Raw genomic sequence first — 10,545 nt, forward strand, 5'->3', positions numbered from 1 at the left:
GCGACCGCGCCGGCGCGGGCGGCCACGTCGTCCGGCAGGACCGCGAGCGTCTTCCGGGCGGCGGTCCTGGCTGCCTGCCGGAACGGACTGCGCTGCAGCGCGCTGAGGCCGATCAGCACGGCGACGGCCTCCTCCACCGTGAATCCGGCCGGCCCGAGGGTCGCGGACGCGTCGATGACATAGCCGCCCGTGCGGCCGGGCTCCGCCCAGATCGGCAGACCCGCCTGCTGCAGCGCGGACAGGTCCCGCTCGATGGTCCGCACCGACACCTCGAACCGCTCGGCGAGACGGCGCGCGCTCCGCGGCCGGGGCGAGACCGCCCGCAGCTCCTCGACGAGCCCGTAGAGACGATCGGTGCGGTTCACCCGACCATCATCCGCCCGGGCGCGCCAGGTCGCGGTCGTCAGCGGACTCACTGTGCGGCGGTGCTTCCGCTCGACGCGCGATCAGGTCAGCGCCGGCGGTTCGCGGGTGGTCTCGGCCACGTCGGTGAGCCGGGCGGCGAGCCTCTACCGTTGCACCCGTGCCCCTCCTTCTCGCCGACCTGCTGTCGTGAGAGCGCTCGTCGCCTGGCTCGAGCACCGCCAGATCCCGCTCTACCTCGCCGCGATCGCCGCCGGCGCCGCTCTCGGACTGCTGCTGCCCGCCGCGCACCACCTCGAGGTCGCGATCGAACCGGTGCTCGCGCTGCTGCTGTTCGCCACGTTCCTCGGGGTCCCGTTCGCCGCGATCGCGCGTTCTCTGCGCGACGGCCGCTTCCTCGCCGCGGTCGGGGTGCTGAACTTCGTCGTCGTGCCGCTCGTCGCCTACGGGCTGTCCCGATTCGTCGCCGACACTCCGGTGCTGCTGTTCGGGGTCCTCCTGGTGCTCCTGACGCCGTGCATCGACTACGTGATCGCGTTCGCCGGGCTCGCCGGAGGGGCGTCCGACCGGCTGCTCGCCGCCGCACCGCTGCTGATGCTCGCGCAGATCCTCCCCTCCCCGTGTATCTGGTGCTCTTCATCGGTCCTGCGGGGGTGGCGGTGGTCGACGCCGGTCCGTTCGCGCGGGCGTTCCTGCTGCTGATCGTGGTGCCGCTGTCCGCGGCCGGGCTGGTGCAGGCCCTGGCGCGCCGACACAGAGCCGGCCGGATCGTCGAGTCCACGATGCTCGGGCTCGTGGTGCCGCTCATGACGGCCACGCTCTTCACCGTCGTCGCCTCCCAGTCCGGCGCCGTGGGCGCCTCGGCCGGCCGGCTTCTCGTTCTCGTCCCGCTCTACGCGGGATTCCTCGTGGTCATGACCGCTCTGGGGCTGGGTGCTGGACGCGTCTTCCGACTCGACGTGCCCGCGACGCGCGCCCTCGTGTTCAGCGGCGCGACCCGCAACTCGCTCGTCGTGCTGCCCCTCGCACTCGCGCTCCCGGCACCGCTGTCGCTCGCGCCCGTCGTCGTCGTCACGCAGACCCTCGTGGAACTCGTCGGCATGGTCGTCCTCGTCCGACTGCTCCCTCGGCTCACCCGAGACCGAGCAGCGCGGGCCGGCCCGGTCTGAGGCGGACTCACCAGCGCCCGAGACGACTCGGGCCTGCAGAAGGGTCGCCCGGGGAGTCACCCGGGAGGTGCTCGCCGGTCAGTCCTTCTCCGGTCTGCCCGCAGTCCCCGCGTCAGCGGGCTCATCGGCCGGGGCGACAGGAGCTGCGGACTCGACCGCGGTGGGCTGGACCGCGGCCGATCTCGCCTCCTTGGCGGCGAGGCGCTTCTTCTGGGACTTGCCGGTGCTGAACGGGCTCACCCACAACCAGGAGAAGCGCCGCAGCGACTGGAAGAGGAACAGCGACGCCCAGAGGGAGAACACCGTCAGGGCGAACGGGAAGACCGTCGCCGGGCCGGTCGGGACATTCGTCTCGCCGAGCAGGGGGACGAACGCGACGACGACAGCGATCACGAAGAGGTGCAGGAGATAGATCTGGAAGCTCTGCTGCCCCATGGTGACGAAGATCTTCAGTGCGCGGACCTTGACGAGGTACTGGGAGCCGGCGATGCCCAGGACGATCGCGACCGAACTGGCGATCAGGATGACGCCCGGAATGCGGTTGGCGTCGAAGGCGACGATCACCGCGATGATGCCGATGTAGGACACTGCGAGCGCGAGCGCCTGCCAGACCTTCACGCGGGCGGCGAAGCGGTAGAACGTGCGGGGGATGAACATCGCCACGAGGAAGAAGATGAAGTTCTGGAGCACCCGGTCCCAGCCGATGTTGTCGGTGTCCAGCAGGCCCGTGGTCGTGGACGCGACGGACAGCAGCCCGGCCACAGAGAGCTGGATCCACCGGGGCACCTTGCGGATCGCCCAGGCGAGGATGCTGAAGATCGCGAGAGCCCAGATGAACCAGTAGCTGCTCGACGGCAGGATGGGGAGCACCAGCACGTTGAGCGGGTCCGTCGGTGAGGTGGCCTCCGACCGTGAGAACGGGACGATGAAGTAGAAGACGACCCGGATGAACGACCACAGCAGATAGAGGTACACCAGCGCGAGGACCCGGCGGCGCCACAGCTCGGCGAACGTCCACGTCAGCATCCGGGCGGCCGTGAGGCCCGCGATGAAGAAGAACACCGGCATGGGGAAGTAGAGCAGCACAGTGCGGAGCTTCGGGACGTACCCCTCGAGGCCGAAGAATCCCAGGAACAACGACGAGTGGTAGAGCACGACGAGACTGATCGCGACGCCCTTGGCGAAGTCGATCCACTCCCGCGACTCGGGGCGCTTCACCACGGCGCCGGTCGCACTCGACCCGGTCATCCGCCGCTCCTCGCGTGGGCGCACACGGCGCGATCACTGTTCACCGATTGCTGCGGATCCATTGCGCCCCCAAGATGTCGAATTCGAACCGGATGCGAATGAGCCCCCGGTTCATTTCCCGTACGGGTCCTGAGAGTACGGGAAAGTTTCCGATCACGGACGAGTCGATGGAGTATCGAGGCGGCAAGGGAAGTCCGGACGCCTCGCCGCCGCCTGTCCGCGGAGATCGTCCGTCCGATCCCGGAGTCGCTCGGTGGATCGGGACGGGCGGCGGAGGATCGCAGACGAATGGACCGTCGAGAGACCCGCACACGGCGCTTTCGTCCAGCCCCGGGGGCCGCGGACCCGAAGAACGAGACGAAACCGGCGTGCGGCCAGGACACATCGGCCTCTCCGGCATACTCCATGACGTGAACGACGCCACCACCGCCCCCAGTCTCGACGGCCGCGAGTTCGTGATGACCTCCTCGACCAACAGTGCGGTCGACCCGGAGTCGCCGTCGCGGTTCCACTACTCCGAGCGCGACGGAGTGGTCTGGGGCGACTACGTCGGCGACACCGTGACCTTCGGCCGGTTCGTGGGCACGCGCACCGGCGACGCCCTGCAGGTCTCGTTCGTGCACCAGCTGATCGACGGCGGGACCGTGGTCAGCGGCACCGGCGGCAGCCGCGTCGAGCTCGACGGGGAGGGCCTGCTGCGGCTCGTCGAGGAGTTCGAGATCGACGGCGACGACCACGTCAGCATCTGCGTCGAGGTCTGACGCTCAGCGCGCCGCGTCGCGGCCGTTCCCCGCGGTGGTGAACCGCGTCATGCCGAGCCGGTTCGTCGATCCGGAGCGGTCGGGGATGTCGGAGGGCAGCAGGTAGGCCTTGCGCACCACCTCGTCGAGCACGACGACCGAGACCACCGACTTCACCTCGGGCCGGGCCGCGACCACGCCGGTGACGAAGTCGTGCACGCCGCCGATGTCGAGCGAGCGGACCAGGAGCATCGCGTCGTGCTCGCCGGTCGTGATGCAGCAGTACTCCACGTCGGGCATCTGGAGGATGCCCTCGCGGAACCGGTGCCACGACTGCGGATGCACCGTCACGAACACCAGGGCGCAGACGTCGAGCCCCACCTTCCCCGGATCGACCAGGGCCGAGAATCCGGTGATGACGCCGGATGCGGTCAGCTGCTCGACCCGGTTGTAGACGCTCGCCCGCGAGACGTTCACCCGCTCGGCCAGGGCGGACATCGAGATGCGCCCGTTCTCGCGCAGGACGGCGAGGATGCGCAGATTGAGGTCGTCGAGCCCGCCCGCGCTTTGTCCAGCGACCGCACCGGCGGCCGGATCGGTGATCGACATAATCCACTCCTTCGTCGCTGCGGTCGGCAGTTCGTCCACGATAGCGGCCCTCTGGAAACGGAGTGCGTCGCGATGTGCCATCGTTTCGCAACACGTCCAGCCGAACCCTCGCCAGGAGGCCTCCATGGTTGTCCGCTCCACCCGCACCCCGCGCTCCGCCCCGACGCGAGTGGTGATCGCCGCTGCGGCGGTCTCCCTCGCCCTTCTGGTGGCGGGCTGCTCCTCGGGCCGCGTCGACACCGCCGACGGCAGCAGCGCGACGCTCACCATCAACAAGGCGTTCGACCTGAAGACCGCCGACCCGGGCCGCATGTACGAGCCGACCGGCCAGATGGTCGACAAGGCGCTCTACGAGACCCTCCTCACCTTCGAGGGCGGCGACGTCTCGCAGGTCGTCGACGGCCTCGCGAGCCTCGAGCAGTCCGACGACGCGAAGACCTTCACCCTCACCCTGAACGGCGAGCACACCTTCTCGGACGGCACCGCGATGACCGCCGACGACGTGGTGTTCTCGCTGCAGCGCGTGATCGGCCTCAAGGGCAACCCCTCGTTCCTCCTCGACGGCGTCACCGTCACGAAGAAGGACGACACGACGGTGGTGCTGACCACCGAGAACCCCACGCCCGCACTGCCGGCGATTCTGGCGAACCCGGCGCTCGGCATCCTGAACTCGAAGGTCGTGAAGGAGAACGGCGGCACCACCGACGAGACCGACACCGCCGAGACGTTCCTCAACACCACCTCCGCCGGCTCCGGCCCGTACGTGCTCGACACGCTCGACCTCGCCTCGCAGGTCGTGCTGACCGCGAACGAGAACTACGACGGCGACGCCCCGGGCTACGGCCGCGTGGTCATCCAGAACGTCGAGGGCGCGACCCAGAAGATCAACGTCGAGGGCGGCAGCGCCGATGTGGCGCTGGACCTCTCGGGCACTCAGGCGGAGGCGCTCGGCGACTCGGTCGCGGTGACCAGCGACCCGTCGGCGAACGTGATCTTCCTGCTGCTCAACCAGAACCCGAGCGTCTCGGCGATCACGTCGAACCCCGACTTCGTGAAGGCCGTGAAGGAGGCCGTCGACTACGACGACCTCGTCTCGATCGCCGGCAACGGCACCGCCCAGGCGTCCGGCGTCATCCCGAGCATGCTGCTCGGCGCCCTGCCCGAGAGCGGCGCGCTCACCCAGGACCTCGACGCCGCGAAGGCGGACCTCGCGAAGAGCGGCTACGCCGGCGAGTCCGTGACGCTCAACTTCCCGAGCGACATCAGCCTGAACGGCATCGACTTCCCGACCATCGCGCAGCGCATCCAGTCGCAGCTCAAGGACGCCGGCATCACCGTCGAGCTCGCACCGGCCCCCGTCGCCACCGAGCTCGACGCCTACCGCAACGGCACCGAGACCATGGGCCTCTGGTACTGGGGCCCGGACTACCCGGACCCGAGCGACTACCTCGTCTTCACCCCGGGCGACGTCGTGGGCCTCCGCTCCGGCTGGACCGACGGTGCGGCCCCCGCGATCTCGGCGCTGGCCGACGCCGCGGCCACCGGCGGCAGCGACGACGAGCGCCAGTCGCGCTTCGAGGAGCTGCAGACCGCGCTGAACGCCGACGGCCCCTTCATCCCGCTGCTCCAGCCCGGCAACAACATCGCCGCGGCGAAGGACGTCTCGGGTGTCGTCTACAACGCGGTGTGGACCATCGACATCGCGGCCCTCGCCGCGCAGTAGCCCGTGTCCACCACCACGACGGCCGTCCGGACCCCGCGTCAGCGCGGGGGCCGGGCGGCCCACCCGTTCCTCCGCTACGCGCTCCGCCGCGTGCTCACCTCGCTGCTGCTGGTGGTGGGCGTGACCCTCGTCACCTTCATCCTGACCAACCTCGTGCCGGGCGACCCCGTGGCGGCCGCCCTCGGCCAGCGCGCTGCGGAGGATCCGGAGATCGTCGCGCAGTTCCGCGCCCAGTACGGTCTCGACCAGCCGCTCGTCGTGCAGTACTTCACCTACCTCGGCAACCTGCTGCACGGCGACCTCGGCGTCTCCACCACCACGCACAACCCGGTGGTCGCCGACCTGGCGAAGGCGCTGCCGGCCACCCTCGAGATCGCCTTCGGCGCCATCGTGCTCAGCGTGATCATCGGCGTGCTGTTCGGCACCGTCGCCGCCTACCGGCGCGGCAGGGCCTCCGACCACGTTCTGCGCGTCGTGTCGCTGGCCGGACTCAGCGTGCCGACCTTCTGGCTCGCGCTGGTCCTCTACTACGTCCTCTACTTCCAGCTGCGGATCGCGCCGGGATCCGGTCGGCTGAGCAGCGACTTCACCACGCCGCCGACGGTGACGGGCCTCTACACGGTCGACGCCCTGCTCGCCGGCCAGCTCGACACCTTCCTCGACGCGGCGTCGCACCTCTTCCTCCCCGTCCTCGTCCTGACGCTCTACACGGTGGGCCTGCTGACCCGGTTCGTGCGCACCGCGGTGCTCGAGATCCTCGACCAGGACTACGTGCGGGCCGCCCGCGCGAAGGGGCTGCCGAACCGCGCGGTCACCTTCTCCTACGTGCTGCGCGGGGCGAGCATCCCGATCCTCACCGTCGGGGGCCTCGCCTTCGGCAGCCTGCTCAGCGGCACCGTGCTCGTCGAGGCGGTCTTCGGCTGGCCCGGGATCGGCTCCTACGCCTACCAGGCCGCGTCGCACCTCGACCTGCGCGGCATCATGGGCGTCGGCCTGCTCATCGGCGTGATGTACCTGCTCGTGAACCTGATCGTCGACCTGCTGTACGGCGTGCTCGACCCGAGAGTGAGGCTGGCCTCGTGACGGATCCGCGAACCACCCGGTCCGACCCGCGCGACGGCGCTCCGGCCGGTCCGCGCGACGGCGTCGGTGCCGGAGTGCTCGACCCGGTCGCCGCCCCCGGCCTCCGCCTGCGTCGCCCCCGCCTGCGCCTGGGCCGCTGGTCGGCGCCGCTCGGACTCCTCGGCGCCGCCGTCGGCGTGCTCTGGATCCTCATCGCCGTGCTCGCCCCCGTCATCGCCCCGCACGATCCGCTCGCGCAGGACCTGCCCCTCCTCCAGGCGCCCGGCGAGGGCACGCTGATGGGGACCGACGCGCTCGGCCGGGACGTGTTCTCGCGCGTGATCTGGGGTGCCCGGGTCACCATCCCGCTCGCCCTGCTGCTCGTCGTGATGTCGGTGCTGATCGGCGCGATCGTCGGATCCGTCGCCGGATTCTTCGGCCGTGCGGTCGACGAGGTCGCGATGCGCATCACCGACCTCGTGATGGCGTTCCCCACGGTCATCCTGGCGATGGTGATCGCGGCCGCGCTCGGAGCGTCGCTCCTGAACGCGGTGCTCGCGGCGCTGATCGTGTCGTGGCCGTCCTACGCCCGGCTGACCCGCGGTCTCGTGCTCGGCCTCCGCTCGTCGAACTACGTCGTGTCCGGACAGCTGCTCGGCTTCTCGCCGCTGCGCTCCCTCGTCCGCGACATCGCGCCCAACATCGTCGGCCCGGTGCTCGTCCTGGCGAGCCTCGACATCGGCACGGCCATCCTCCTGCTGTCGGGCCTGTCGTTCCTCGGGCTCGGGGCGAAGCCGCCGACCGCCGAGTGGGGCTCGATGGTGTCGGACGCCATCCAGAACTTCGACGCGTGGTGGATCGGCGTCTTCCCGGGCCTGGCCATCCTCACCGTCGTCATCGCGTTCAACTTCGTCGGCGACGCCCTGCGCGACGCCCTGGACCCGCGGTCGCAGACGATCCGCGGAGGAGGCGCCACGCTGTGAGCGACGCACTGACCATCAGCGGGCTGCGCATCCGCACCCGCAGCCACGCCGTCGTGGACGGCATCGATCTGGCGCTGCGCCGCGGCGGCATCCACGGCCTCGCCGGCGAGTCCGGCTCGGGCAAGACCATGACCGCCCTGGCGGTGCTCGGACTGCTGCCCGGATCGATGACGGCCAGCGGGAGCATCCGCCCCGCCGACGACACCGGCGACGGCACGACGGAGCTCGTCGGCGCGTCCCGGCAGGTGCTCGGCACGGTGCGCGGACGCAGGGTCGCCATGGTCTTCCAGGACCCGTCGACGAGCCTGCACCCGCAGCTCACCGTGGGCCGCCAGCTCACCGACCACCTGCGCCACCACCTCGGTCTCGGCAAGGAGGCCGCGCGGTCCAGGGCCGAGGCCCTGCTCGAGCGGGTGCGGGTGCCGGACGCCCGGGCCTCCCTCGGGCGCTACCCCCACCAGTTCTCCGGCGGTCAGCGGCAGCGCATCGCGATCGCGGTGGCGCTCGCGTGCGAGCCCTCCGTGCTGCTGGCCGACGAGCCGACGACCGCGCTCGACGTGACCGTGCAGGCCGGAGTGCTGCAGCTGCTGCGGGAGCTGGTCGACGACGGCGGCTTGAGCATCCTGCTCGTCACCCACGATCTCGGCGTGATGAGCGCCGTGGCCGACGAGGTGACGGTGATGCGCCAGGGGCTCGTCGTGGAGTCGGCTCCGCGGGAGCGTCTGTTCACCGCGCCCGAGGACGAGTACACGCGGGCGCTGCTGGCGGCTCTGCCCGGCTCGAGCTTCGAGGAGAGCCCGGAGGAGCTGGTCGCCGAGCTCGTCGAGGGGCACGAGAGGGCCGCCGCCGCGGACGATCCGGGCGCAGCCACGGCAGGCGACGTCGAGAGGGGTGCGCGATGAGCGCGGGAGTGGTTCTCGAGGCCGATGGCATCGTGGTCGAGTACGGGCGGCGACCGCCGCTGCGTGCCGTCGACGGGGTCGGCTTCCGGGTGGCGGCCGGCGAGGTCGTGGCGCTGGTCGGAGAGAGCGGCTGCGGGAAGTCGAGCCTCGCGCGCGCCGTGGTCGGCATCGAGAAGCGCCGCGGTGGCGACGTGCGCCTGAACGGCGTCGACGTGCCCGCGCTCGGACTCCGTCGGCGCAGTCCGGCGATGACCGGCGTGCAGATGGTCTTCCAGGACCCGAACTCCTCGCTCAACCCCCGTCGCCGCATCGGCGAGCAGATCGGCGACGGCGTCCGGGCGGCACTCGCCCGGGGCGCCGAGGGCTCGGACCCGGCCGACTGGCTGCGCCGCGTCGGGCTCGACCCGGCGATGGCGAGCCGGTTCCCGCACGAGTTCTCCGGCGGCCAGAAGCAGCGCATCGCCATCGCGCGGGCCCTCGCGGCGCGGCCGCGGATGCTCGTGGCCGACGAGCCGATCTCGGCCCTCGACGCCTCGACCCAGACGAGCGTCGCCGCGCTGATGCGCTCGCTCAGCGTCGAGGCCGGCGCGGGCATGCTGTTCATCTCGCACGACCTCTCGGTGGTCCGGCGCATCGCCGACCGGGTGCTCGTGATGTACCGCGGCCGGGTCGTGGAGTCGGGGGGGACCGAGACGGTGTGGCAGAGCCCGCTGCATCCGTACACCCGGGCGCTGCTCGCGGCGATCCCGCTGCCGGACGGCCTGGGGCGGCTGCCGCTGGCTCCGCTCGACTCCGACCGGGCGGCCTGGCTCGAGGAGCTGCCCGACGCGCTGGAGCGGGCGGGCGCGTGAGCGCTGTGGAGGAGGCCCGGGCAGAGGAGTCCGCACTCTGGAGCATGCCGAGGGCCGTGAACCGCAGCCCGCTCCCCGGGGACGGCGCGTTCATGACCGCCGGCTGGGCCGATCCGGAGCCGGTGATCGACCCCGACGAGCCGGTGCTCGCCTACACCGCGGAGCGCCGGTCGCGACTGGCGCAGGCGCTGCCCGCCGAGCTGCTGATCGTCCCCGCCGGCCTGCCGCGGGTGCGCTCGAACGACAGCGACCACCGCTTCCGCCCGGGCACCGACCACGTGTGGCTGACGGGCAACGGAGTCGCCGAGAGCGTGCTCGTCGTCGACACGACGGGAGGGGAGGCCGGCTCGATCCTGTACCTGCGGGCTCCCTCCGGCCGCGACGGCGACGAGTTCTGGCAGAACGACGCGCTCGGCGACCTCTGGGTCGGGCCGCGGCCGTCGCTCGCCGAGACGCAGGCGGCGCTGGGCATCGAGACCCGGCCGCTGGCCGACTTCACCCGCGACGTGGAGCGGGCCGCGCGGCGGGCCCGGCGCATCCGGGTCCTGCCCACCCTCGACGAGAGCGTCGACGAGCTGGTGCGGAGCATCTGCGGACCGGAGCTCGGACCGCACCTCGTGCTCAAGGCGACGCTCGACGAGCTGCGCCTGATCAAGAACGACTGGGAGATCGGACGGCTGCAGCTCGCCGTCGACGGCACGGCGCGGGGCTTCGACGACTGCCTCGAGGCGTGGCAGGTCGCCCGCGCGATGCCCCGCGGCGAGCGCTACCTCGAGGGCACCTTCGCCCGCCGCGCCCTGGTCGAGGGACAGGGGCCGGCCTACGGATCGGTCGTCGCCTCGGGAGCGCACGCCACGACCCTCCACTACACGCGGAACACCGGGCCCCTCGCCGA

Annotated in this window: 10 protein-coding genes and 1 pseudogene; 8 read left to right on the forward strand and 3 right to left on the reverse strand. The window is 71.4% G+C overall.

All coding sequences use genetic code 11. From position 1 onward, the window contains the following. On the reverse strand, nucleotides 1-365 hold a 365-nt coding region (locus tag C5C82_RS16165), incomplete at its 3' end, for a YafY family protein (protein WP_146079673.1). A gap of 187 nt (nucleotides 366-552) precedes the next feature. Between C5C82_RS16165 and C5C82_RS16170 the strand changes: the two are divergent. After that, a pseudogene (locus C5C82_RS16170) lies at nucleotides 553-1,532 on the forward strand (arsenic resistance protein). Between the two features lie 78 nt (nucleotides 1,533-1,610). Here C5C82_RS16170 and C5C82_RS16175 read toward each other — a convergent pair. Further along, nucleotides 1,611-2,780, reverse strand: coding sequence for an acyltransferase family protein (locus C5C82_RS16175; protein WP_104355369.1), 1,170 nt, complete (start codon nucleotides 2,778-2,780; stop codon nucleotides 1,611-1,613). A gap of 410 nt (nucleotides 2,781-3,190) precedes the next feature. On the opposite strand from C5C82_RS16175, the gene C5C82_RS16180 reads away from it, so the two are divergent. Continuing rightward, nucleotides 3,191-3,541, forward strand: coding sequence for a hypothetical protein (locus tag C5C82_RS16180; protein ID WP_258060307.1), 351 nt, complete (start codon nucleotides 3,191-3,193; stop codon nucleotides 3,539-3,541). 3 nt (nucleotides 3,542-3,544) lie between these two features. Here the strand turns inward: C5C82_RS16180 and C5C82_RS16185 are convergent, their stop codons facing one another. Continuing rightward, a complete protein-coding gene (locus C5C82_RS16185; protein WP_104223259.1) occupies nucleotides 3,545-4,129 on the reverse strand; it encodes an Lrp/AsnC family transcriptional regulator in 585 nt (194 codons plus the stop codon). A 124-nt stretch (nucleotides 4,130-4,253) separates the two neighbouring features. On the opposite strand from C5C82_RS16185, the gene C5C82_RS16190 reads away from it, so the two are divergent. From C5C82_RS16190 to C5C82_RS16215, 6 genes are all read left to right on the forward strand, one after another. After that, complete coding sequence (locus C5C82_RS16190; protein WP_104291804.1) at nucleotides 4,254-5,852, forward strand: ABC transporter substrate-binding protein; 1,599 nt, start codon at nucleotides 4,254-4,256, stop codon at nucleotides 5,850-5,852. A gap of 3 nt (nucleotides 5,853-5,855) precedes the next feature. Next, the gene (locus C5C82_RS16195; protein WP_104355370.1) at nucleotides 5,856-6,935 is read left to right on the forward strand and encodes an ABC transporter permease; all 1,080 of its coding nucleotides are present in this window, start codon (nucleotides 5,856-5,858) and stop codon (nucleotides 6,933-6,935) included. Beyond that, nucleotides 6,932-7,897 carry an ABC transporter permease gene (locus tag C5C82_RS16200; protein WP_244230527.1) on the forward strand — a complete coding sequence of 322 codons (966 nt, stop codon included), beginning with the start codon at nucleotides 6,932-6,934 and terminating at the stop codon, nucleotides 7,895-7,897. The genes C5C82_RS16195 and C5C82_RS16200 overlap by 4 nt, the downstream gene beginning before the upstream one ends. Then, complete coding sequence (locus C5C82_RS16205; RefSeq protein ID WP_104355371.1) at nucleotides 7,894-8,799, forward strand: ABC transporter ATP-binding protein; 906 nt, start codon at nucleotides 7,894-7,896, stop codon at nucleotides 8,797-8,799. The genes C5C82_RS16200 and C5C82_RS16205 overlap by 4 nt, the downstream gene beginning before the upstream one ends. Continuing rightward, on the forward strand, nucleotides 8,796-9,650 hold the full coding sequence (locus C5C82_RS16210) for an ATP-binding cassette domain-containing protein (protein WP_104347006.1): 855 nt from the start codon (nucleotides 8,796-8,798) through the stop codon (nucleotides 9,648-9,650). Before C5C82_RS16205 ends, C5C82_RS16210 begins: the two co-directional genes overlap by 4 nt. Before the next feature lie 56 nt (nucleotides 9,651-9,706). Continuing rightward, nucleotides 9,707-10,545 (forward strand): aminopeptidase P family protein (locus C5C82_RS16215; protein WP_181134467.1); only part of this gene is annotated, 839 nt, incomplete at its 3' end.

Source organism: Rathayibacter sp. AY1D5 (assembly GCF_002932515.1).
Taxonomy (GTDB): Bacteria; Actinomycetota; Actinomycetes; order Actinomycetales; family Microbacteriaceae; genus Rathayibacter.